At 60.9% G+C, this 24956-nt stretch carries 16 protein-coding genes and 1 pseudogene; 10 read left to right on the top strand and 7 right to left on the bottom strand.

Features of this window, described 5'->3' with window-relative positions; genetic code table 11:
• Positions 1-7 precede the first annotated feature (7 nt).
• Together CKW32_RS08855 and CKW32_RS08850 are read left to right on the top strand one after the other, a co-directional pair.
• Positions 8-1573 carry a PAS domain-containing methyl-accepting chemotaxis protein gene (locus tag CKW32_RS08855; protein WP_032885297.1) on the top strand — a complete coding sequence of 522 codons (1566 nt, stop codon included), beginning with the start codon at positions 8-10 and terminating at the stop codon, positions 1571-1573.
• Between the two features lie 318 nt (positions 1574-1891).
• Positions 1892-2407, top strand: a complete 516-nt coding sequence (locus CKW32_RS08850) for a hypothetical protein (RefSeq protein WP_095184627.1) — start codon at positions 1892-1894, stop codon at positions 2405-2407.
• 117 nt (positions 2408-2524) lie between these two features.
• Here the strand turns inward: CKW32_RS08850 and CKW32_RS08845 are convergent, their stop codons facing one another.
• From CKW32_RS08845 to CKW32_RS08835, 3 genes are all read right to left on the bottom strand, one after another.
• Entirely contained in the window at positions 2525-3928 is a 1404-nt protein-coding gene (locus CKW32_RS08845) for a hypothetical protein (RefSeq protein WP_095184626.1), read from the bottom strand.
• An 85-nt stretch (positions 3929-4013) separates the two neighbouring features.
• Entirely contained in the window at positions 4014-4742 is a 729-nt protein-coding gene (locus tag CKW32_RS08840; RefSeq protein WP_143499337.1) for a hypothetical protein, read from the bottom strand.
• Positions 4743-4812: 70 nt separating this feature from the next.
• Complete coding sequence (locus CKW32_RS08835) at positions 4813-5250, bottom strand: HIT family protein (protein ID WP_032885300.1); 438 nt, start codon at positions 5248-5250, stop codon at positions 4813-4815.
• A gap of 263 nt (positions 5251-5513) precedes the next feature.
• Here CKW32_RS08835 and CKW32_RS08830 point away from each other — a divergent pair, with 263 nt between their 5' ends.
• Genes CKW32_RS08830 through CKW32_RS08810 form a run of 5 tightly spaced genes read left to right on the top strand, consistent with a single transcriptional unit; the run spans position 5514 to position 10703 of the window.
• The gene (locus CKW32_RS08830) at positions 5514-6569 is read left to right on the top strand and encodes an AMP-binding protein (protein WP_095184624.1); all 1056 of its coding nucleotides are present in this window, start codon (positions 5514-5516) and stop codon (positions 6567-6569) included.
• Positions 6570-6580: 11 nt separating this feature from the next.
• Positions 6581-7357 carry an ABC transporter ATP-binding protein gene (locus CKW32_RS08825; RefSeq protein ID WP_095184623.1) on the top strand — a complete coding sequence of 259 codons (777 nt, stop codon included), beginning with the start codon at positions 6581-6583 and terminating at the stop codon, positions 7355-7357.
• Positions 7358-7359: 2 nt separating this feature from the next.
• Positions 7360-8241 carry a branched-chain amino acid ABC transporter permease gene (locus CKW32_RS08820; RefSeq protein WP_032885303.1) on the top strand — a complete coding sequence of 294 codons (882 nt, stop codon included), beginning with the start codon at positions 7360-7362 and terminating at the stop codon, positions 8239-8241.
• Between the two features lie 23 nt (positions 8242-8264).
• Positions 8265-9332: a branched-chain amino acid ABC transporter permease gene (locus CKW32_RS08815; RefSeq protein WP_095184622.1), complete on the top strand. Its 1068-nt coding sequence runs from the start codon at positions 8265-8267 to the stop codon at positions 9330-9332.
• Between the two features lie 39 nt (positions 9333-9371).
• Complete coding sequence (locus tag CKW32_RS08810) at positions 9372-10703, top strand: ABC transporter substrate-binding protein (protein WP_095184621.1); 1332 nt, start codon at positions 9372-9374, stop codon at positions 10701-10703.
• A gap of 1511 nt (positions 10704-12214) precedes the next feature.
• On the opposite strand, the gene nirD is transcribed toward CKW32_RS08810, so the two are convergent.
• Both nirD and nirB read right to left on the bottom strand, forming a co-directional pair.
• On the bottom strand, positions 12215-12577 hold the full coding sequence (gene nirD / locus CKW32_RS08790) for a nitrite reductase small subunit NirD (protein WP_095184620.1): 363 nt from the start codon (positions 12575-12577) through the stop codon (positions 12215-12217).
• Positions 12577-15120: a nitrite reductase large subunit NirB gene (nirB, locus tag CKW32_RS08785; RefSeq protein WP_095184619.1), complete on the bottom strand. Its 2544-nt coding sequence runs from the start codon at positions 15118-15120 to the stop codon at positions 12577-12579. The genes nirD and nirB overlap by 1 nt, the downstream gene beginning before the upstream one ends.
• A gap of 613 nt (positions 15121-15733) precedes the next feature.
• On the opposite strand from nirB, the gene CKW32_RS08780 reads away from it, so the two are divergent.
• The 3 genes and pseudogenes from CKW32_RS08780 (at position 15734) to CKW32_RS28785 (ending at position 21813) form a co-directional block, all read left to right on the top strand.
• Positions 15734-19723: a bifunctional nitrate reductase/sulfite reductase flavoprotein subunit alpha gene (locus CKW32_RS08780; RefSeq protein WP_095184618.1), complete on the top strand. Its 3990-nt coding sequence runs from the start codon at positions 15734-15736 to the stop codon at positions 19721-19723.
• 137 nt (positions 19724-19860) lie between these two features.
• A pseudogene (locus CKW32_RS28790) lies at positions 19861-20958 on the top strand (cache domain-containing protein); the annotation flags it as partial.
• A gap of 87 nt (positions 20959-21045) precedes the next feature.
• Entirely contained in the window at positions 21046-21813 is a 768-nt protein-coding gene (locus CKW32_RS28785; protein WP_371853994.1) for a methyl-accepting chemotaxis protein, read from the top strand.
• A 1198-nt stretch (positions 21814-23011) separates the two neighbouring features.
• Here CKW32_RS28785 and CKW32_RS08770 read toward each other — a convergent pair.
• Together CKW32_RS08770 and CKW32_RS08765 are read right to left on the bottom strand one after the other, a co-directional pair.
• A complete protein-coding gene (locus tag CKW32_RS08770) occupies positions 23012-23785 on the bottom strand; it encodes a nucleotidyltransferase domain-containing protein (RefSeq protein ID WP_095184616.1) in 774 nt (257 codons plus the stop codon).
• A complete protein-coding gene (locus CKW32_RS08765) occupies positions 23785-24810 on the bottom strand; it encodes a UV damage endonuclease UvsE (RefSeq protein WP_032885311.1) in 1026 nt (341 codons plus the stop codon). The genes CKW32_RS08770 and CKW32_RS08765 overlap by 1 nt, the downstream gene beginning before the upstream one ends.
• Positions 24811-24956 lie beyond the last annotated feature (146 nt).

Genomic DNA, 24956 nt, shown 5'->3' with positions numbered 1-24956 from the left:
AGCCGGAATGCGCAACAACCAGCCAGTAACACAACGTGAGATTTCACTCGCGCCTTCGCAAAAACTTATCTCCGCCACCGATATTCACGGGGGCATCACTTACTGCAACGACGCCTTTGTCGAAATCAGCGGTTTTGAACGGGCCGATCTGATCGGCGCGCCACAGAACATCGTGCGTCACCCCGATGTCCCGCCGGCCGTGTTTGCCCATATGTGGCGTGCGCTCAAGCAAGGCCTGCCGTGGATGGGCATCGTCAAGAACCGCTCGAAAAACGGCGACCATTACTGGGTTAACGCCTACGTCACACCGATCTTCCACGGCCGCGAAGTCGTTGGTTTTGAATCGGTGAGGGTCAAGCCCAGCGCCGATGAAATCCGCCGGGCGCAGGTGCTGTATCGCCGCCTCAGCCAAGGCAAATCCAGCGCGCTAATCAAGGACACTTGGCTGCCCGCGGCGTTGAGTGCCGTTCCGTACGTGGCCACCGGCATCGCCGGCAGCATTGCCGGGCTTTTCCTCAGTGCACCGATCGCCATTGCGGTGGCCGTGGCCGTTGCCGTGCCGGTGGGTATGCTCTGCTCACGCGTACGCCAAGGCAGCACCTTGCGCCTGCTGGCGGGTGTCGAGCCCTCGACGTCGGATGCCTTGATTGCCCAGATGTACAGCGACGCCAGCGGCCCCCAGGCACGCCTGGAAACCGCGTTCCTCAGCCAAAACTCACGTCTGAAAACCTGCCTCACACGCTTGCAGGACAGTGCCGAACAACTCAGCGCCCTGGCCGGGCAATCGGATCAGTTGGCCACCGCCAGCTCCAAAGGCCTGGATCGCCAACGCGTTGAAACCGAGCAGGTCTCGGCGGCCGTCAACCAGATGGCTGCGACCACCCAGGAAGTCGCCAGCCATGTGCAGCGCACCGCCGACGCCACCCAGCAGGCCAACGTGCTGACCGGACGTGGCCGTGAAGTCGCGCGTGATACCCGCCTGGCCATTGAGCGGTTGTCCGCCGTCGTGGGCGAAACCGGCACCACCGTGGCGCAGTTGGCCAAGGACAGCGACGAAATCGGCAGCGTGGTGGACGTGATCAAAGGCATCGCCGATCAAACCAACCTGCTCGCCCTCAACGCCGCCATCGAAGCGGCCCGCGCCGGTGAGCAAGGCCGCGGGTTTGCCGTGGTGGCCGATGAAGTGCGCCAACTGGCGCAGCGTACTTCCCAATCCACCACTCAAATCCATGCGCTGATCACTCAGTTGCAGGCATCGTCCAACAATGCCGTGCAAAGCATGGAAAACGGCCAACGCCAGGCGCAGGAAGGCGTAGCCTGGGTGCTGGAAGCAGACCAGGCTTTGGTCGGCATCAGCGAAGCGGTGTCTCATATCACCGAAATGACCACCCAGATCGCCGCCGCCACTGAGGAACAAAGCGCGGTCGCCGAGGAGATCAGCCGCAACATCACCACTATCGCGGAGCTGGCTGACCAGACGTCGATACAAGCCCATCAATCCACCGACCTTAGCAAGCAGCTGACCAATACGGCGGCCACTCAATATGCGTTGGTAGAACGCTTTAACCGCTGATCAGCCGCTGCATGGCGCCAGTCATTGAGCCTGGCGGGCGCCATGCCGCAGTTTTTTTTCGACGAATCCGCCGTCATGACCTAACCTTGCAAAACGCCTCGATGGCTTGAGCCATCGGTTGCTGAAATCATGGATGAGAGAAGGACAAGCCGTAACGCAAACGGGTGATCGTCCCAATGTCGTAGCACAGTCCCAAGCCGTTGTGCGCAAGGCGCAACCTGATGTATTCCCGCGTTCCTCCCCTGCATTACCTATCCGCATTATGGCTTTGGCTCGGGCGAGTTTTCATTTCGACTCTCTCTTCTAAAGGATGAACCCATGAGCGACTCAATCAGCCCCTCCAAGGACGACAAACCTTTCGAACCCAAGGGCGGTCCGCTGCCCCCTCGCAGCGGCAGCCAGGCTTTACCAGAAAACAAGTGGTACTACCTCAAGCTTCAATACGTCGATGACAACGGCAAGGTGCAGGATAGTTTTGCCTATTTCGTAGGCAACCAGGCCAGCTGGAGCTTTTGGGACTACATCAGCGCAACGCCGTCCAACGGCGACAAAGCCAAGTTCAAAAATGTCTCCAGCGACGGCAACCGCATGCAGCTTCAGCTTCAGGACGGCAACTACCTGTCCTGCCGCGCGGCGCCGCGCCTCTGGCTTTATCGGTCAACGCAGGGGTACTCCGTGCGCTGGGAGATTACCGGAGGGCAGTTGTTCACCGATTACCACGACGGGCCGGTGGGCACCTCCCATGAACGGATCGCGGTTCCAGACGCCTATTACATGCGCGTCGGGGATGGAACGCCGCTCATAAACTGCGAATGGGTTGAAGCCACCGACTGACCCGCGCGCACGGCAAGGCCGCTCGCTTGTCGGGCGGCACTGCTTTAGGTTGTTCGCTGGGTAGTTTCCGGCATTCAAATCACCCATCGATGTTAAGCGGCTGGCTCAGCATCTGCGCTATTGCTTGCGATACATCCCCGTGAAGTAATCCGGAAAGTCCGGCGCCGAGTTGTGGTTGATCACCGCAAAACCCTTCACCAGTTGAATGTGATACGGGCCGGCGCGCCGGGTCGCCAACGGCTCGCGCACGATAATCAGGTTCTCGGTTTCCATCGGCACGCTGTGGTGCGCGCTGACGATGACCTTGTCGGTACCGGTTTCCTTGAGCGTTACGGTGAACTCCGCCACTTCACGGCCCTGGGCATCGCGGTCGGGGAGGATCTTCAGGTCCAGGTCGCCGTCACGGTCGAGGAAGTCGTTGCGCATCTGGTAGTGACCGTCACGCTGATCGCGGGCAACGTCACCGAGTTTCTTGTACTCAGGCTCACGGTCCTCGCGATGCAGTTGGATTTGCAACTCTGGCTTGTCACCCTGGGCGCCACTGACCCACGTGCCGGAGTAAGCATAGGGCTCGACGGTTTCCCGAGTGATGCGCCAGATGCCGGTTTGATGACCATCGTCGGCATATTCGTGCAGGTAGACAAACGACTGGTCGCCGTATTCACCCAACTCGCCTACCAGCTTGATCGGCTTGCCGCTGCCGCTTTTGGTGTAGCGCAATTCACCAATCAACACCGCGCCCTGTTGCTGGTACCAGAGTTGCACCGGGATCTTGCCGTTGAGGGTGCCGGCCAGGAACTCAGGGTCTTCGTTTACCGGCCCTTCCAGCCTTGGCGTTTCCAGCCATTGGCCGTCCTTCCACTCGCCGGTGGTGCGCAGCATGTAGCCGCTGGGCATGCTGTTGTTCGCGTCATCGTCCGTCGCAGGCACTTGGGCCTGGGTGTACGCGCTGAGTCTCACCAACTCACCGTCGCGCATCTGATAGCGGCTGGCGCGGGTCCAGCAGCAACCCTGGTCGGTCTGCGAATGGATAACGCCGTCCTTGGGATTGACTGAAAACATACCGCCGGAGGTTTCGTTCGCAAGATCGGTCAGGGGGCCGTTGAGCACCCACTGCGTCTTGTGCGGGTCTTGCAGGTACACATCGTAACTGGACTGGAAGTCTTTATCCGCGCCGGTGCCATTGCGGATCGCCAAGTCCTGGCGGCCATCCTGATTGATGTCGGCAAAGTAGACCACGCCGTTCTCGCCCATCAAACGCCAGTCGACGGTTTTACCATTCTGGTCCAGCGGCACCTGGGCGTCCGGAGTCTGCAATTGCTGGAGGATTTCGAGGGTAGTTGCGTCGCGTACCGTGATCAGGGCTCGCGCCAGGTACTGCAAGTCCTGCGGCACCTGCGGGAACAACACTTCGACCAGGTATTTGCCGCTCGGGTCATTGACCGAGAACGAACGAGGCTCGGCCATGGCCGGGGCCGCCAGGGTCATGGAGAGGAGCACAGCGCTGACGAGCGAACGCATTCAAAGCATCCTTGCTGAAATTCGGGGGCGGCAGTGTAGCGGTTTCGCTGGCGGCTATGTGGCGTACCCCACGAGCGAAGGGAACCTAAAGCATTTCATCGCATCGTTTAGCGTGCCGTTCGAGGGCGAAACCCACCAACGCATCTGCAATACCGTCATGCTGTACCCACACAGCTTCCCCCTTATTGACCTTACTGCGCAGCTTGTTCAAGTTGATGCTTTTCTGCCCACGTAATTGCTCTCGGTCAAGAATGTAGAAGCTCCAGTTATCGAGTTCCAACACCGATTTCACCAACGCCTGCTTATTGAGCTTGAACCGCGCTTTCTCCATCGGCAGTGCACGAGATGGATTGGGGTTCCACTTATCATGAAGACGCTCGTTCTCCTGACACTTTTTATTATCCAATGCGAGATAAGCGAAGATGTAAAAGTCTGACCAATGCTCAGCGGGCAGCGGACTATTGGAGACACAATCGAATCCTTCAGCGAAGGAGGTATCGAACACCTGAGATTTGCTATAGGAGTCTTTCGATTTAACTTGGATAGTGAATTTTTCATCATTCATGAAAAACACGAGGTCATGAACATCGCTTTCCATCTTGGTTGAAAAATGCGAGGTGGGTACCTTGAAATCGGGGCTAGGCATGTTGAACAGCGCCCGATACACCAAAAACTCTGCCAGATAACCTCGTAGCAGGGGGTTATCCAATGCTGAAAAACCCCAGCCCCAGAAAGCCGTTAGAAACCCAGGTTCTATGGGTCTCCCCGATTGAGTCAACGCTTCTGTTCCAGTCAACGGATCGAGTAGATTCATATTTCTAACTGCACTCTTCACGCGAAAGTTAATAAAAGTTGGCGCCAATGCGGCTGCACGCTCTCGCCTCTCAACTGGGTTGACGCAGCAACCGCTCGATGGCCTTGCGCAAATCCCCATGCACCTCTTCGGCATAAGGCACAGCATTCTTCCAGTCATAAAACCATGCCGGCATCCGGCGCTTGTCGTCGGGTTCCGAGGCGTAGCGCGGGAATATATGGCAGTGCAACTCAGGCTCGGAGTTGCCCAGGATTTCGTAATTCATGCGCTGGGCGTCGGTGGCGTGCAACACCGCATCACCGAGGCGCGCCATGTCCAGCAGGTAAGTCGCGCGGGCTTCGGTATCCAGGTCGTTCAAACTCGCGACCACCGGATCGGGCAGCAGCAGGCAGTAGCCCGGCAGAAACTGCACATCCCCCATCACCGCCCAGCCCGAGGCCATGCGGCAGATAACCTTCTCATTGGCGCCGATGCGGGCCAGGGCTACGCGTTCCGTGATCAGTGGCATGTAGGGTCCTTGATGGGGGCAAGATGCGGGCGGCATTTTAACGCTTGCCCCCTGCTTTTCAGCAACGGGAACAGTCCAAGGGAGTTACCTGACAGGCCACCTGAGGAAACGCCTGTTGCCCCACCAACAGCAGTTGCACAGCTTGTGCTGAATCCAAACAGGCTCGCCCTTTTAAAATTAAACGTATCCCTTTGAAATAAAAGCATTTATCCCCCTGGCATGGCGCGTGCAATCACCTTTGCATCGACCCAAAGGACACACCCATGCCCCAGACACTGCCCCAGGCGCTGCTGCATCAAGCCCACACCCGAGGGTCGGCGATTGCCTTGCGTTACAAGCGCCTGGGCATCTGGCAAGAGCGACGTTGGAGCGAACTGGCAGACGACATACGCCAACTCGCCGCAGCCCTTCACCAGCGCGACTTCGGGCCTGACGATGATCTGCTGATCATCAGTCAGGCGCGCCCCGAAGCCTTGCTGCTGGCACTGGCCGCGCAGTGGTTGGGGGGGAGCGTCACGCTGCTCGATCCCGAGCGCGACAATCGTGCGCTGCTGGTGCAACTGCGGCCGACATTTGTTCTCGCCGAAAACGCCGAGGCGATTCCGTCAATTAGTGGGCCCGGTGTGGTGGTGTACCTCGATGGGCGCGGTCTGGATCAACACAAAGGCCCCCACTTGGTCGCTTATGCGGACTTGCGCACGGACCTCCCTGCCCCGGCGTGCGCCACTCAGTCAACCGCCCTCGCCTTTGTGTTCCACGCCGATACCCGCGTGCAGTTGACCCACGGGCAGTTGCTCATGGACGCGCGCACTTTGGTGGCCCGCGAACACCTCGACGCCAATGAGGAAGCCCTGGCCGCGCGGGTTTTCGCCGCCAGCGGGCAGGCGCGCTACTTGCTGGCGCCCTGGCTGCACGCTGGTTTTCGCCTGAACTTCCCCGAAGCCCTGGCTACCCGTGACACCGACCGCCGCGAGCTGGGCCCAACCTTGGTGCTGGGCACCCGTGAATCCTACGCCCGTCTGGAACAGTGGGCACGTGAGCGCCTGCCGCTGCCGGGCACATTCAGTCATCGCCTGTACCGCTGGGCGATGCAGCCAACCCCATCAATCATTCGCCGCTGGCTGGGCCACTGGCTGGTGCGTCGACCATTGCTCGATGTGCTGGGCATGAGCCGCTTGCGCGTGCCCTTGCTGGTAGGGCCAGCGTTGAGCCCGGACAGTGCGGCGTTCTTTACCGCCCTGGGCATCGATCCCGGCCGTTGGCAAGAGCCAGCGCCCCAACACCAACCCGCCAACCAACGACTGCCTCACGCTGTCTGACGAGCCCAACCATGCATGCAACCACTCAAGCGGTCTTACTGCGGCTCGATGACATTACCCTGTCGTTCAAGGGCATCAAGGCCATCACCTCCATCAGTTTCGACGTCAAGGCCGGGGACATCTGCGGGCTGATCGGCCCTAACGGCGCCGGCAAGAGTTCGCTGCTCAATGTGATCAACGGCGTTTACCACCCCCAAAGCGGCAGCATCCACTACGCCGGCCACACCCGACGGCGCATGCGCGCGCATCAGGCGGCCGAAGGCGGGATTGCGCGAACCTTCCAGAACATCGCGCTGTTCAAGGGCATGAGCGTGCTCGACAACGTGCTCACCGGGCGCAACCTCAAGCGCCGCAGCAGCTGGATCGAGCAGATGCTGCGCCTGGGCCGAGCCGCGCGCGAGGAGGACGCGCACCGCCTGCACGCCGAAAAAGTCATCGCGTTTTTGCAGATCCATCCCTGGCGACACGTGCTGGTGGGCACCCTGCCCTATGGCCTGCAAAAGCGTGTCGAACTGGCCCGCGCCCTGGCGTCAGAGCCGACCCTATTGCTGCTGGATGAGCCCATGGCCGGTATGAACGCTCAGGAGAAAGCCCAGATGAGCCAATTCATCCGCGACATCAACCGCGAGTTCGGCACCACCGTGGTGCTGATCGAGCACGATATCGGTGTGGTCATGGGCTTGTGCGACCACGTAGTGGCGCTCGACTACGGCCGCAAGATCGGCGACGGCACACCCGAGCAAGTGCGCGCCAACCCCGATGTCATCGCCGCCTATCTGGGAACTTGAGCATGGAATTTTTCTTTGAGGTGCTGATCGGCGGCCTGTTGGCGGGCGTGATGTATTCCCTAGTGGCGATCGGTTTTGTGCTGATCTACAAAGCCTCGGGCGTCTTCAACTTCGCCCAGGGCGCCATGGTGCTGTTCGCCGCGCTGACGTTTGTCAGCCTGTTGGAGCGCGGCTTTCCGTTTGTCTTCGCGTTTTTGCTGACCCTGGTGAGCATGGTGGTGCTTGCGCTGCTGATCGAGAAAGTGGTGCTGCGGCCCCTGGTCAATCGCCCGCCGATCATCCTGTTCATGGCCACCCTTGGGCTGTCCTACATGATCGAAGGCTTCGCGCAATTCCTCTGGGGTGCGCAGGTGCATGGCCTGGATTTGGGCATTGCCGACGAGCCGCTGGAAATCCGCGGCATGCTGCTCTCGCAGTTCGACCTGTTCGCTGCCGGCACCGCCGCCGCGTTGGTGCTCGCCCTGTCATTGCTGTTCAACAAAACCCGTATCGGCCTGTCGCTGCGTGCAGTCGCAGACGACCCGCTGGCGTCCATGGCGGTGGGCATTCGCCTGCCGCGCATCTGGGCCCTGGTGTGGGCCGTGGCGGGGTTTGTCGGGCTGGTGGCCGGGTTGCTTTGGGGCGCGCGATTGGGGGTGCAATTCTCGTTATCGCTGGTGGTACTCAAGGCATTGCCGGTGCTGATCATCGGCGGATTTTCGTCCATCGGCGGCGCGATTGTCGGCGGCTTGATCATCGGCGCGAGCGAAAAAATCGCCGAGATCTACCTCGGCCCGATCATCGGCAGCGGCATTGAAAACTGGGTGCCTTACGTCCTTGCCTTGCTGTTCTTGCTGGTGCGCCCTGCCGGGTTGTTCGGCGAGCGCGCCATCGAACGGGTCTGATCGTTTTTTGAGGAAATGCCTGCATGCTGTATCAAGAAGTCGGTCAAATCAGTACCTCCTACGCGGCCGAGCGCCGCACCTTTCGCCTGCGCCAGGACCGCATCGCACTGTGGCTACTGCTGGGCTTTGCCTTTGTGGTGATGCCGTGGCTGGGCAACGACTACTGGTTCAGCGCGATCCTCGTGCCGCTGCTGGTGCTGTCCCTGGCCGGCCTCGGCCTGAACCTGCTGACTGGCTACGCCGGGCAACTCTCTCTGGGATCGGCGGCGTTCATGGCGGTGGGCGCATTTGCCGCCTACAACCTGCAATTGCGCGTACCCGGTTTGCCGCTGCTGGTGAGCTTTGGCCTGGGCGGCGTGATCGCTGCGCTGGTGGCGGTGTTCTTCGGTCTGCCGAGCCTGCGCATCAAGGGCTTTTACCTGTTGGTAGCGACCCTGGCCGCCCAGTTCGTGGTGGAGTGGGTGCTGACCCGCTTCAGTTGGTTTACCAACGACAACGCATCCGGGGTCATCACCTCGCCGCCATTGCTGATCGCCGGGGTTGATTTCAGCTCGCCATGTGGCCGCTACTTGCTGACCCTCAGCGTGGTCGTGGCGCTGTTCTGGCTCGGTAAAAACCTGGTGCGCAGTGAGCTGGGCCGCAACTGGATGGCCGTGCGAGACATGGACACCGCCGCCGCCGTGATCGGCATTCGGCTGCTCAAGGCCAAGCTGCTGGCGTTTGCCATCAGCGGCTTCTACCTGGGCGTCGCGGGGTCGCTTTGGGCCTTCGCCTACCTGGGCACGGTGGAGCCACACGGCTTCGACCTGAGCCGCTCATTCCAGGTGCTCTTCATCATCATTATCGGCGGTCTGGGCAGTGTGCTCGGCAACGTCCTCGGCGCGGCCTTCATCGTGTTGTTCCCGATCCTGCTGGGCAACCTCTTCGCGTTGCTGCCGGCCGGATTGATGGACGCCGGCCAGCTGGAAAACCTTCAGAAGATGCTGTTCGGTGCACTGATCATCACCTTCCTGATCAAGGAACCGGAGGGGCTGGCCCGACTGTGGCAGCGCTTTCGTCAACGGGCCAGGGTATGGCCGCTGCGTTACTAACTTACTAACCCCCGAGCTGAACCCCGAGGAACTGCCTCCATGAGACACCCCGCACCGCTGCGCCGCCTGGCCTTGGGCCTGGCCTTGATCACCGCCACGCTCACGGGCACCGTCCAGGCCGCCAACGAACAATACTTTCCGTTGCAGAGCTATCGGGTCGGGCCCTATGCCGCCGGTGGCACCGGCTTCTTCGGTGGGTTTATCGACTACCTGCAATACATCAACGCCAACGGCGGCGTGAATGGCGTCAAGTTGACCTGGAGCGAATGCGAGACCGAGTACGTGGTGGAAAAAGGCGTCGAATGCTACGAGCGCCTCAAGGGCGGTCTCAACGGTGCGCCCGCAGCGGCCACCAACCCGCTGTCGGTGGGCATCGCCTACGCCACGCTGGATCGCTCGACCGCCGACAAACTACCGCTGATCACCATCAACCACGGACGCACCGACTCCACCGACGGCAGCGTCTTCCCCTACGTGTTCCCGTTGCAGCTCAACCCGTATTCGGAAGTCTCGGCGATCATCAACTACATCGGCCAGCGCGAAGGCGGTGCCGACAAACTCAAGGGCAAGAAAATCGCCGTGCTCTACCACGGCTCGCCGTACGGCAAGGAAACCAACGGGGTACTGGAAACCCTGGCCAAAAATGCCGGCTTCGAATTGACCCTGCTGGAAGTGCCACACCCTGGCAACGAGCAACAATCGCAGTGGCTGAACATTCGCCGTCTCAAGCCGGACTGGGTGATCCTGCGCGGCTGGGGCGTGATGAACCCGGTGGCGCTCAAATCTGCGCAAAAAGTCGGTTACCCGGCTGATCACATCATCGGCAATATCTGGAGCAACTCGGAAGAAGACGTGTTGCCGGCCGGCAACGCAGCCAAGGGTTTTATCTCTATTACCACCCACCCGTCCGGCACCGATTTCCCAGTGCTGCAAGGCATCAAGCAAAGCGTGGTGGACGCGGGTAAAGGCAACCTGGCCGATCCGAAGCGCTTCGGCACGGTGTACTACAACCTCGGTGTGGTGAACGGCATTCTCAACGTCGAAGCCGTGCGCCTGGCCCAGGAAAAATACGGCCACCAGCCCCTCACTGGCGAACAAGTACGCTGGGGTTTCGAACACCTGAACTTGGACAATGCACGTCTTCAGGCCTTGGGCGCAAAAGGCCTGGTGCAACCGCTGAAACTGTCCTGCGCCGACCATGAAGGCGGCGGCGCGGTACGCTTCCAGCAGTGGGATGGCCAGCGCTGGAACCTGATCAGCGATTGGGTACAGGCCGACCGCGCGCTGCTGCGGCCGATCATCGAAGCCTCGGCGGCGCAGTACGCGAAGGAGAAAGGCATTACGCCGCGTGATTGCAGCAAGGAGCAGTAGGATTTCTCAGCTGCAATGCGGTTTTATGTGGGAGGGGGCTTGCTCCCGATGGCAGTGGTTCAGCCATACCGATGTTGACTGACACACCGCCATCGGGAGCAAGCCCCCTCCCACACTTGGACCGAGGTCGATCAGCTCACTGCGAGTTCCACCACACCCTCATTCAATCGCACCGGCCACACCTGCAATCGCTGGTGTGGCGCCTCCAGCGCTGGCCGTCCTAGTACGCGAAGGAGAAAGGCATTACGCCGCGTGGTTGCAGCAAAGAGCAGTAGGATTTCTCCACCGCAATGCGGTTTTATGTGGGAGGGGGCTTGCTCCCGATAGCAGTGGTTCAGCCATACCGATGTTGACTGACACACCGCCATCGGGAGCAAGCCCCCTCCCACATTTTGACCGAGGTGTATCAGCTCACTGCGAGTTCCACCACGCCCTCATTCAATCGCACCGGCCACACCTGCAATCGCTGGTGTGGCGACTCCAGGCACTGGCCGTTCTAGTACGCGAAGGAGAAAGGCATTACGCAGCGTGATTGCAGCAAGGAGCAGTAGGATTTCTCCACCGCAATGCAGTTTTATGTGGGAGGGGGCTTGCTCCCGATAGCAGTGGTTCAGCCATACCGATGTCGACTGACACACCGCCATCGGGAGCAAGCCCCCTCCCACATTTTGACCGAGGTCGATCAGCTCACTGCGAGTTCCACCACGCCCTCATTCAATCGCACCGGCCACACCTGCAATCGCTGGTGCGGCGCATCCAGGCACTGGTCGTCCTAGTACGCGAAGGAGAAAGGCATTACGCCGCGTGATTGCAGCAACGAGCAGTAAGATTTCTCCACTGCGATGCAGTTTTTTATGTGGGAGGGGGCTTGCTCCCGATGGCGGTGGTTCAGCCATACAGACGTTGACTGACACACCGCCATCGGGAGCAAGCCCCCTCCCACACTTGGACCGAGGTCGATCAACTCACTGCGAGTTCCACCACGCCCTCATTCAATCGCACCGGCCACACCTGCAATCGCTGGTGTGGCGCCTCCAGCGCTGGCCGTCCTAGTACGCGAAGGAGAAAGGCATTACGCCGCGTGATTGCAGCAAGGAGCAGTAGGATTTCTCAGCTGCGAAGCGGTTTTATGTGGGAGGGGGCTTGCTCCCGATAGCAGTGGTTCAGCCATACCGATGTCGACTGACACACCGCCATCGGGAGCAAGCCCCCTCCCACACTTGGACCGAGGTCGATCAGCTCACTGCGAGTTCCACCACGCCCTCATTCAATCGCACCGGCCACACCTGCAATCGCTGGTGTGGCACCTCCAGGCACTGGCCGTCCTAGTACGCGAAGGAGAAAGGCATTACGCCGCGTGATTGCAGCAAGGAGCAGCAGTATTCCTCAGCTGCGAAGCGGTTTTATGTGGGAGGGGGCTTGCTCCCGATAGCAATGGTTCAGCCATACCGATGTTGACTGACACACCGCCATCGGGAGCAAGCCCCCTCCCACACTTGGACCGAGGTGTATCAGCTCACTGCGAGTTCCACCACACCCTCATTCAATCGCACCGGCCACACCTGCAGTCGCTGGTGTGGCGACTCCAGGCACTGGCCGTCCTGCAAGCGGTAATGCTGCTTATAGATCGGCGCAGCTACCACCAAATCGCCCTTGATGCTGCCGACCAGGCCACGACCAATCACATTCGCGCCGGATTCCGGGTCGTGGTTGTCGATGGCGTACAGCGTCTGCTCCTGGGCGCCGGGCAGGTAGAACAGCGCGACTTGGGCACCGTCCAGCCACACCACTACGCCGGAATTACTCACCAGGTCGGTCTCGTTGCACACGCTTTTCCAGGTGGCAAGGTTGCGCTGCGTGTTGGACTGGCTCATCAGGCAATCTCCTCGATGACGGGAATCAGGTTGAGTTCGGTGGCCATGATCGGCCGGCGCTGGCCGCGTTCCTGGACAAAGTGGATGTCCGGGTCGGGGCGTTTGTCGTTGACGAAGGTGCGGAAGCGCTTGAGTTTTTCCGGATCTTTGAGGGCGTTGGCCCACTCGCATTCGTAGCGGTCGACGACCAGCTGCATCTGCGCCTCCAGCTCCGCGCCCAGGCCGAGGCTGTCGTGCAGGATTACGTCTTTGAGGAAATCCAGGCCACCTTCCAGGCTTTCGCGCCACACAGAGGTGCGTTGCAGTTTGTCGGCGGTGCGGATGTAGAACATCAGGAAGCGGTCGATGTACTGGATCAACGTGGCGTCGTCGAGGTCAGTAGCGAACAGTTCGGCATGGCGCGGACGCATGCCGCCGTTGCCCGCGATGTAAAGGTTCCAGCCCTTCTCGGTGGCGATCACGCCCACGTCCTTGCTCTGGGCTTCGGCGCATTCACGGGTGCAGCCGGACACCGCGAACTTGAGTTTGTGCGGCGAACGCAGGCCCTTGTAGCGATCCTCGATCAGCAGCGCCATTTTCACGCTGTCCTGCACGCCGTAGCGGCACCAAGTGCTGCCCACGCAGGACTTCACCGTACGCGTGGATTTGCCATACGCGTGCCCGGTCTCAAAGCCAGCGGCGATCAGCTCGGCCCAGATATCCGGCAGCTCATGCAACTGCGCGCCAAACAAGTCGATGCGCTGGCCGCCGGTGATCTTGGTGTAGAGGTCGTATTTCTTCGCCACTTCACCGATTACGATCAGCTTGTCGGCCGTGATTTCACCACCGGGAATCCGTGGCACCACCGAGTAGGTGCCGTTCTTCTGCATGTTGGCCATGAACGTGTCGTTGGTGTCCTGCAACGGCACCAACGAGGCGTCCATGATTGGCTGGTTCCAGCACGACGCCAGGATCGAACCCACCGCCGGTTTGCACACGTCGCAACCGGTGTGGCCACGACCGTGTTTGGCCAGCAGTTCTTCGAAGGTGGTCACCCCTTCCACACGCACCAGGGCATAAAGCTCCTGACGGGTGTAGGCGAAGTGTTCGCACAGGCTCTTGTCGACGCTGACGCCACGGGCAATCAACTCGTGTTCAAACACTTGCTTGAGCAAGCCCGCGCAACCGCCGCAACCGGTGCAAGCCTTGGTCTGGGATTTGAGCAGGCCGAGGTCGCTGCAACCGCCGTCGATGGCCGAGCAAATCGCGCCTTTGGTCACGTTGTGGCAGGAACACACCGTGGCCGATTCCGGCAACGCGCCTGGGCCGAGGGTCGGTGCACCGGCGGACGACGGCAGGATCAGGCTGGCCGGTTCCGCAGGCAGTGCAATCGCGTTCTGCATGTATTGCAGCAACGTGTCGTAGTAGCTGTTGTCGCCAACCAGCACTGCGCCGATCACATGCTTACCCGATGCGTCCACCACCAGTCGACGGTAACTGGCGCTGGCCTCGTCGATGAACTGATAGCTGCGCGCACCCGGCGTGTGGGCATGGGCGTCGCCGATGGAACCTACGTCCACGCCGAGCAGTTTGAGCTTGGTGGACATGTCGGCACCGACAAAGGGCTCGGCGACCTGCTCGCATAACAGCGCGGCTACCCCGCGGGCCATCTGGTACCCCGGTGCGACCAGGCCGAACAGGCTGCCGTTCCACGACGCGCACTCGCCAATCGCGTAGATGTGCGGGTCGCAACTCAAGCACTCATCGTTGATCACCACCCCGCCACGCGGACCAATCTCCAGGCCAGCCTGGCGCGCCAGGGCGTCCTGTGCGCGGATACCTGCGGAGAACACGATAAGGTCGGTTTCGAGGAACTCGTCGTTGGCAAAGTTCATGCGATAGCGGTACTGCTCGCCCGCGCTGATCGACTGCGTGGCACGGGACAGGTGCACGCCGACGCCCAGCCGTTCGATCTGGGCCTTGAGCGCCAGGCCGCCGAAATCATCCAACTGCACTGGCATCAAGCGCGGTGCGAACTCCACCACATGGGCTTCCAGCCCCAAGCTTTTTAGGGCGTTGGCGGCTTCCAGGCCCAGCAGGCCACCGCCCACCACCACACCACGTCGGGCATTGGCTGCCGCTGCACGGATGGCATCAAGGTCGTGCAAGGTGCGATACACCAACCGCGAATCCCCTTCGGCGCCTTCGATCGGCGGCACGAACGGATAGGAGCCGGTGGCCAGGACCAATGTGTCGTAGGCCACGCAGCCCTGAGCCGTGATCACCTCACGGCGAACGCGGTCGATCTCCAGCACCGGCACGCCCAGGTGCAACGTCACTCCCGGCGTCTGGTACAGCGACGCCTCGGAGAGTGCCAACGATTCGGCATCGCGGCCCGTGAAATACTCGGACAGGTGCACACGGTCATAGGCGCGCATCGGCTCTTCGCTGAACACATGCAGGTGGTAGTGTTGCAGCGCGCCGCGCTCGATCAGTTGCGCCACACAATGGTGACCGACCATGCCATTGCCAACGACGATCAGGGTTTTCATCGGTTTGTTCATATCAGCACCTGACAACATTCATCACGGTTTAAAAAGCAAAAAAAAACGCCTGAAACCTTGCGGTTCCAGGCGTCTTTGCCTGTTCTTATGCGGGATCTGTTCGGACGACTTCGCCGGATCCATCGCTTTATGCCCATGACCTCAATGGCCTGTCGATCGTCGTTGACCGAGTGGGGTTGACGGGGAGCTTGCAGGCTCTGTGCCAATCGGCCGCGGAGCCGTACGTGGCGCCGCTGCAGTCCCCTCGCGTTGCCTGAACAGCGTGGATTGCGCATCCAACTGGTGCGTGTTGCATCAAAAAGGCGCACTTGCATCATCAATTTCCAGGCTGATGAGTGTTGGGGCTGCTTCGCAGCCCAGCGCGGGCGGTGCGACGATTCGACTAGCCCGCACACCCCAACAGCCAGCTCACCAGAACAACCCGGTTCTTCACAAAAAAGCACCCATTGCAGCGTTTGAAAAAACCTGGCGCGTGACTTGCTAGGAACACCTGCATAAAGCAGTCAACGCTGATTGCCCATTCACGACAAAGGCGCCGTGCAACCCCCGTTTCCAAACGGAGGGTTGCAGGGCGCTTTTTTGTTGGCGGGTAAAAAAGTTTAGAGGGTGACGGATGGCAAACCAAAGCGTACGTAGCGTGTGTCCTTATTGTGGCGTCGGCTGCGGCATCGTGATGCAAGTGGAAAACAATAAAGTGGTCAAGGTGATCGGCGACAAGGCCCACCCCACCAACGTTGGCCGCCTGTGCACCAAAGGCACTACGTGCGGCCAAGCCATCGCCGAGTCCGGGCGCATGGAAAACGCTTACCTGCGTGAGCAGCGCGATCACGACCCGGTGCGGGTCGCCATGGACACCGCCATCAGCGAAACCGCCGGCCGTTTGCGCCATATCCTCGACCGTGACGGCCCCGATGCGTTGGCGTTCTACGTGTCCGGACAAATGTCCCTGGAGGCGCAGTACCTGATCAACAAATTGGCCAAGGGGTTTGTGCGCACCCGCAATATCGAATCCAACTCGCGGTTGTGCATGGCCAGTGCCGGCAGCGGCTACAAGCTGTCCCTCGGTTCCGACGGGCCACCGGGTTCCTATGAAGACTTTGACCGCGCCGAACTGTTCTTCGTGATCGGCGCCAATATGGCTGACTGTCATCCGATTTTGTTCCTGCGCATGATGGACCGGGTCAAGGCCGGGGCGAAGCTGATCGTGGTCGACCCCCGGCGCAGCGCCACCGCCGACAAAGCTGATCTGTACCTGCCGATCAAACCCGGCACCGACCTCGCGCTGCTCAATGGCCTGCTGCACCTGCTGGTGAAAAACGGCCACACCGACCCCGGCTTTATCGCCACGTTCACCGAAGGTTGGGAGGTTATGCCCGGTTTTCTTGAGGACTACCCGCCCCACAGCGTCGCTGCCATCACGGGTTTGGCCGAAGCGGATATCCGCCAAGCCGCCGACTGGATCGGCCAGGCCGCCGAGTGGATGAGCTGCTGGACCATGGGGCTCAACCAAAGCACCCACGGCACCTGGAACACCAACGCCCTGTGCAACCTGCACCTGGCCACCGGCGCGATTTGCCGCCCCGGCAGCGGGCCGTTTTCCCTCACCGGCCAACCCAATGCCATGGGCGGCCGCGAAATGGGCTACATGGGCCCGGGCCTGCCAGGACAGCGCTCGGTCATGGTCGACGCCGACCGCACATTTATCGAAGACCTCTGGCAAATCCCGCCTGACCACCTGCCGCGCCAAGCCGGCAACGGCACCGTGGCGATGTTCGAACAGATGGCCGCCGGGCAGATCAAAGCCTGCTGGATCATCTGCACCAACCCGGTGGCCAGCGTGCCCAATCGCCAGACCGCTATCGACGGTTTGCGCACAGCAGAACTGGTGATCACCCAGGACGCCTACCTCGACACCGAGACCAACCGCTACGCCGACATCCTGCTGCCCGGCGCGCTGTGGGCCGAGGCCGAAGGGGTGATGATTAATTCCGAGCGCAACCTGACCCTGATGCAAAAGGCCGTCGATGCACCCGGTGAAACCTTGCCGGACTGGCAGATCATCGCCCGTGTCGCCTGTGAAATGGGCTTTGCCGACGCGTTCACGTATGCCAGCGCCGCCGACGTGTTCGAAGAAATCAAACGCGCCTGGAACCCCAAGACCGGCTATGACATGCGCGGCGCAAGCCATGCGCGCCTGCGTGAACAACCGTTGCAATGGCCTTGCCCTTCAGCCGACGGCGCAGACCGAAACCCGATCCGCTACCTGAATACCGGCACGCTCAGATTCGCCACCGACAGCGGCAAAGGCCAATTCTTTCCGCGCCCCCATATGCCGCCTGCGGAAATGCCCGACGACCGCTTCCCTTTCGTGCTCAACACCGGCCGCCTGCAGCACCAGTGGCACACCCTGACCAAGACCGGCAAAGTCGCCACCCTGAACAAACTCAACCCCGGCCCGTTCGTGGAAATCCATCCCGATGACGCCGCGCGCTTGGGCCTCAAGGCCAAGGATCCGGTGGAGGTGCGCTCCTTGCGCGGGCGTGCCGTGCTGCCTGCGGTGATCACTGACCGCGTGCGGCCCGGCAACTGCTTTGCGCCCTTCCACTGGAACGATGTGTTTGGCGAGCACCTGGCGATCAATGCGGTGACCAACGATGCCGTCGACCCGATTTCCCTGCAGCCCGAGTTCAAGTGCTGCGCGGTCGCGCTGGCCCGAGTCGAGCTGATCGACCATCAATTCCTCGACCAACCGGCGCCCACTTCCCATGACCTTCCGGAGGACCTCACCATGTCGCGCCTTGACGCCTTCGCTGATCTCACCGGTATCCGTAACACGCCGGCGCCGTCACTGAGCGACAGTGAACGCACCTACCTCGCCGGCTTCCTCAGTGGCCTGCACTCCAGCGCCACGCGGCAGGACGCTGGCGTCCCGGTGATGCCGGCAAGCGCGCCATTGGCCCAGGACACCCGCTTATGGCTGGACGGGTTGCTCGGTGGTTTGTTCAGTCGCACAGGCGCTGCACCGCTCCCCTCCCCGGACGTCACCCTGTTGTGGGCCTCACAGACCGGCAACGCCGAAGCCCTTGCCGAGCGCTTCGCCAAACGCCTGCGCGAAGCGGGCATCAGCGTGGAGCTGAGCGCCATGGCGGACTTCCCGACGAGCAAACTGGCGAGTACCCAGAACCTGGCGCTGATCAGCAGCACCTTTGGCGACGGCGACCCACCGGACAATGGCGAAGGTTTCTGGCACAGCCTCAGCACCGTCGACACGCGCCTGGAGTCCCTGCGCTTTGCCGTACTGGCCCTGGGTGATCCGAATTACGACCAGTTTTGCAGGCACGGCAAAAGGCTTGATCAGCGCCTAGTGGAACTGGGGGCGACGCGCCTGCTGGAACGCGTCGACTGCGATACCGAATTCGAAGAACGCGCCGATGCCTGGCTGACGAAGTTGCAGCAAACCCTCAACCCGGCAAAGCCCGTCACACTGGCCGCCACACCCGCTGGCAAAACCAAACTGCATCAATCACGCCTGCTGCTCAACCGGCACCTAAACCCCCAGAACACCCACAAGGAAACTCGCCAATTCGCCCTGGACCTGGCGGACTCCGGCCTGACCTACGAAGCCGGAGACGCCCTCGGCGTGCGGCCGCGCAACTGCCCGGAACTGGTGAGCGAACTGCTGGAGCTGACCCACCTGAGCGCCAGCGCCTCGGTAAACATCGACACCTTTGGTGAGGTATCGCTGCAACAGGCGCTGACCCAGCACTTCGAGATCGCCCGTCCTGGCAGCGAGACCCTGGCCTTTATTGCCGAGCGCAGTGCCAATCCGGGCCTGGAACAACTGCTGCGGCCCGAGCGCAAGGCTGAACTCAAAGACTGGCTATGGGGCCGACAGCTCACGGATGTGCTGCAGCAATATCCCATCGACTGCTCGGCGGACGAGCTACTGGGCACCCTCAAACGTCTGCAACCGCGTCTGTATTCGATTGCCTCCAGTGCCAAGGCCCATCCCCACGAAGTGCACCTGACGGTGGCCGCCGTGCGTTATGGCAAGCGCAAAGGCGTGTCCTCCACCTTCCTCGCCGACCGCGTCGGCGACGGCGAAGTGCCGGTGTTTGTGCAGCCATCCAAACACTTCCGCACGCCCAACGACGGCGATGTGCCGATGATCATGATCGGTCCCGGCACCGGTGTGGCGCCGTTCCGTGCGTTCTTGCAGGAGCGTCAGGCCCTGGGGCATCAGGGGCGTAACTGGCTGTTTTTTGGCGAGCAGTACGCCGCCAGCGATTTTTATTACCAGGACGAACTGCAAGGCATGCAGCGCGACGGCCTACTCACTCATCTGAGCCTGGCGTTTTCCCGCGACCAGGCGCAGAAGATCTACGTGCAGGACCGCATCCGCGAACACGGCGCCGAGCTGTGGCGCTGGTTGCAGGACGGCGCCAAGCTGTACATCTGCGGGGATGCCAGCCATATGGCCAAGGACGTTGACCAGGCACTGCGCCAGGTCGCAAATACCCACGGCGGACTGGGCGTAGAGGACGCCGTGGAGTACTGGCGCCAACTGAGTGAGCAGAAGCGTTATCTGCGTGATGTCTACTGATTGGATACAGAACAATCGCCGATTGTATTGTGTACAAAAAACCCTAAAGATTTGCCGGCATCTAGCCGAAACAGCGGTGATAGCAAATCGCCGCGCTGCGGGTGCAGAATGCGACGGTTTCACCACCCTCCGTGCTGATGGTCGTCTCGATGAAAATAAAAAATAAGCTTGTACTGGCGTTTGTCTCTGTCGCGTTTATCCCGGTCAGCCTGGTGGCGGTGATCTCTGTCATGAACACGCGGACCCAGGCGGTCGATCAGTTCATCGACGGCAGCACCCGCGAAATCCGCCAGATCGATGGCAATATCCGTCAGTTCTTCGACGGCACGCTGCAGAACGTCGATCAAATGGCCACGGATCCTGTATACACCTCCGTCAACACCCTCAAGAATTACCAACCCGCCGACGCTGCCAGCCAACCGATGCCTGCGGCCGCGCAAGAGGTGATCGACCGATTCGCCCGGTTTGGCGCCACCCATCCGGCGGCGGCCATCCTGTCCATCGGCCTGGAAGACGGCACCTACGTCAAATGGCCCGATGATCCACAACTGGCTAAATACGATCCACGCACACGCCCCTGGTACAAAGCCGCGATGGCCAGCCCCGGCAAGACCGTGCGCACCCCGGCATACTATTACGACAAAGACGACGTGGCCCTGGTGGGCACCGCGCGGGCATTGCTGGATAACGCCGGCAAGGCCAAGGGGGTGTTCGTGGTCAGCGTGTCGCTGAAGAACCTCACCGAGTTGGTCAAGAGCATCAAGCTCGGCGAAAGCGGCTACGTAATGCTGATCGAGGACGGTGTGGTGCTGGTCGACCCGCGCGACGCCGCCCACAGCTTCAAGCCGCTCAAGGAGCTGGGTGCCGCCTATGCGCACTTGGCCGAGACACCCCAGGGTTCTACCGAAGTGGAAATCAACGGCGTGCGCTACATGGCCAACGTGTGGACCTCCCCCGGCCTGGGCTGGCGCTATATCGGCCTGATCGAACACCGCGAAGTCATGGCCGAAGCCACGCGCATGACCTACCTCACCGCCGTCATCGTCGGCGTGCTGGTGCTGATCTTCGGCGTGCTCGCGGCGGCGTTTTCCAAAGTGATCGTCAAGCCCATCGGCCAGGTCAGTACCGGTTTGCAGTCGATTGCCGAGGGTGAAGGCGACCTGCGCCACGAACTGCACGTGCAGGGCAAGGATGAAACCGCTGAACTCGCTGGCTGGTTCAACAAGTTCCTCGCCGCCATCCGCCAATTGATCCAGCACATCGGCGCGGCCTCGGCCAATTTGCACAACGCCTCCAAGGTCAACAGCGAAGTGGCGCACAACATGAACGAAGCCGCCGGGCGCCAGCGCGAGGCCGTGGAACTGGTGTCCACCGCATTCCACGAAATGGTCGCCACCGCTAACGAAGTCGCGCGCTCCTGCAGCAGCGCGGCAGAGTCGGCGGAGAACGGCCATCGCCGTGTGGCCGAGGGCAAGCAACAGATCGAAGTCACCACCGATAACGTCAACCGCCTAGGCCGCCGTCTGACCGAGTCGTCCGACGCCATGGTCGAACTCGAAGCCGGCAGCCGCAGCATCAACCAGATCATCGGCACCATCCGCGCGATTGCCGAACAGACCAACCTGCTGGCGCTCAACGCCGCCATCGAAGCAGCCCGCGCCGGTGATCAGGGTCGTGGTTTTGCGGTAGTGGCCGATGAAGTACGGGCGCTGGCCAAGCGCACCTCCGACTCCACCGGCGAAATCGAAAATCTGCTGGGCACCCTGGAAAACAAGACCCAGGAAGTCACGCAAAAAATGGGCAGTTGCCTGGACCTGTCACGGGCCAGTGTGTCGTCCATTGAAAGCGCGCGGGACAGCTTTGAAGGCATCCAGTTGTCGGTCAACGAGATCCGCGACCAGAACCTGCAAATCTCCGCCGCCGCCGAGGAACAACACAGCGTGGCCGAAGAAATCAACCGGCATATCCAGCAGATCTACGACGAAGCGCGCCTGGTGGAAAGCCTGGCCAACTCAGCGCAGGACGACTCGGGGCGCTTGTCGAATTTGTCGGATGAGCTCAATGGGTTGGTGGGACGCTTCAAGTCCTGAGGGTTGGCAAGCACATTGATCAACGCTGGGAGCGGGCTTATCGAATCGTCGCACCGCCCGCGCCGGGCTGCAGAGCGGCCCCAATAAGACCGCCGTGATTTCTTAGTAAAACCGCGTTGCCAGGTTTTGGGGCTGCTTCGCAGCCCAGCGCGGGGCAAGCCCGCTCACCACAAAGTGTTATGTGTCAGCCTTTAGGAAGTGTGGAGATGGCCATGCTGCAATGGCCGTGGGCATCTACACATCTGTGGTGAAGACATAACCTGAGAAAACGACGCTATTGTGGTGAGCGGGCTTGCCCCGCGCTGGGCTGCGGAGCGGCCCCAATAAGACCACCGCGTTGGCCCAGTAAAAGCGCGTTGCCAGGTTTTGGGGCTGCTTCGCAGCCCAGCGCGGGGCAAGCCCGCTCACCACAGGGTTATGTGTTGGTCTTTAAGAAGTGTGGAGATGGCCATGCTGCAATGGCCGTGGGCATCTACACATCTGTAGTGAAGACATAACCTGAGAAAACGACGCTCTTGTGGTGAGCGGGCTTACCCCGCGCTGGGCTGCGGAGCGGCCCCACTAAGACCGCCGTGATTTCTTAGTAAAACCGCGTTGGCAGGTTTTGGGGCTGCTTCGCAGCCCAGCGCGGGGCAAGCCCGCTCACCACAAAGTGTTATGTGTCAGCCTTTAGGAAGTGTGGAGATGGCCATGCTGCAATGGCCGTGGGCATCTACACATCTTTAGTGAATACATAACCTGAGAAAACGACGCTCTTGTGGTGAGCGGGATTGCCCCGCGCTGGGCTGCGGAGCGGCCCAGTAAGACCGCCGCGATTTCTTAGTAAAACCGCGTTGGCAGGTTTTGGGGCTGCTTCGCAGCCCAGCGCGGGGCAAGCCCGCTCACCACAGGGTTATGTGCTGGTCTTTAGGAAGTGTGGAGATGGCCATGCTGCAATGGCCGTGGGCATCTACACATCTGTGGTGAATACATAACCTGACAAAACGACGCTATTGTGGTGAGCGGGCTTGCCCCGCGCTGGGCTGCGGAGCGGCCCCACTAAAGACCGGCGCGATTTCTTAGTAAAACCGCGTTGGCAGGCTTTGGGGCTGCTTCGCAGCCCAGCGCGGGGCAAGCCCGCTCACCACAGGGTTATGTGTTGGTCTTTAGGAAGTGTGGAGATGGGCATGCTGCAGTGGCGGCCTCACGGCCAACACCTTTATTGCTGTTGCGAGGCCATCCAACCCAGAAATGTCTGCAGCCGGGTCGTGAAGTTGTCGACTTCGGCTTCAGGATTTCGCGCTTCAAACAGAAAGAACGCCACCTGCGTGATCATCGTCGGATAACGTCTGACGAACAGTGCAACATGCTCTTCGAGTGTCTGTGGCCACGTTGTCGCATCTTCCGAGCGCAACACATGCGTGGCACGCACAACCTTGCGCGACGCCTCACGCTGCAAGCGCAATCGGTCCTGCTGGGTAGCGGCTTGCGCAATACGCGTGAGGTAGCCGGCCAGCACGTGTTCAAAGTCGGCATTCAACGCAACGGCAATGTCGCGGGACGGCCGAAACCGCTCGAAATGCAGGGAAAGATCATTGCCCCACAGGCAGCGGCAATGGTGCTTGAGCCAGAAGCCCCAACTGTTGCTGTTGTCAGCCGCTAACACTTGCCCACGACTGCCGATGTCAAAATCGACCTTAATGACTTGCGGGTGCCGTTGCTCCAGCGCCCGGCGAATCGCTTCCAGACGCGCCAGCAGCGGCGCAGTGGGCGGTTCGCGCAGCACCAGCGTGAGGTCCAGGTCAGAGACACCGGGCGTGGCGTCTCCCCTTGCGACACTGCCGTACAGATAGAGACTGTCCAGCCCCAAATCATCCGGCGACAGCGAAGCGCAGACATCCTCAAGCAATGCCTGGAACTCAGGCTGCATAGGGTTGTGGGGGACGCTTAGGATATAGCCGTCCGGGTCAATACCCGAGCTGTTCGACGTCATCACGACTGTCTCTTCCAGTGCTCATAAAACGCCAGCGCTGCCACGTTTTTGTCCTTGGATTCCAACATGATGTCGAAGCGCTCCAGAAACTGCAGCGCGTAGTTGTTGGTCCAGCGGTTCCACATCTGCGCGCTGTGGGCGTACAGGTCACGCTTGGAGACCACCTGCAACAGCGCGTCCATTTCCAACTTGTGCTCGGCGTCGAAGCCCAGTTCCTGGAGGACTTCCTGGGGCTGGGAGTAGTGCATCGTCGGCCGCACGCCGCGCCAGCTGTCGATCACGCGAGTGACGCGTTCGCTGCTGGGGTCGATGTACTCGTTTTCGTTGATCCAGCAGTGGTGAATATCGAGCACCACCGGCGCCAGATCGGCGACTTGCAGGCAGTGGTCGAGCCCGTAGGTCTTTTCATCGTTCTCGAAGGTGATGCAGTTGCGCGCCACCTCAGACAAGCGCGACCACACCGCGCGAGTGCCCTCAACGCCCAGGCGTCCGGCGATGTGCACGTTGCACTTGAGGTCCTGGAACTGCCGCCCGTAGCCCATCATGCGGATCATGTCGGCGTGGTATTCGAATTCGGCGAGGCTGTTTTCAACCACGCCGGGGTTTTCCGAACCGAGCACGCAGTATTGGCCAGGGTGGAACGACAGCCGAATATCCGAGGCACGCGCCAGCTCGCCGATGGCGGCGAAACCTTCAATCAATTGGCGCTCGATGGCGGGATCTTTATAGACGTCGGCGACTTTCGGATGGCTGTAGAACGGCAGCAGGTCGCTGCTCAAGCGCAGCATGCGCAAGGTTGGCGGAAGTTGGGCGACATAGGCCAACAGGCGCAATTGCGCTGCCAGATTATGGGTGACCACTTCGACCAATTTTTCGCGGGCGACCTGCGGCGTAACCCCGTCCATCCAGCGCAAGGTGGTCGTGCGGGGGTTGAACGGGCCTTCGATCAGCTTGAGGGCGCTGGGCGACAACAGGCGTTCGGGGTGCTTGTACTGGCATGCGAAGCCAATGCGAGGGTGTGTCATAGAGGCGCCTGGCGAAAGGAAAGTACACGATGATACGGCCTTATGCATGGGCTCTGGCAGCGGGCTCATAATATTTAGACACCAATCACCCTGAACTTTCCGACAAGCGCCGCGCTCATTTCCTATGCGCTGCCCCGCCCAGGGGC

The organism is Pseudomonas sp. Irchel 3H9, assembly GCF_900187495.1.
GTDB lineage: Bacteria > Pseudomonadota > Gammaproteobacteria > Pseudomonadales > Pseudomonadaceae > Aquipseudomonas > Aquipseudomonas sivasensis.
Note: the sequence above shows the minus strand (reverse complement) of the source record. Positions and strands in the feature narration are given on the sequence as shown.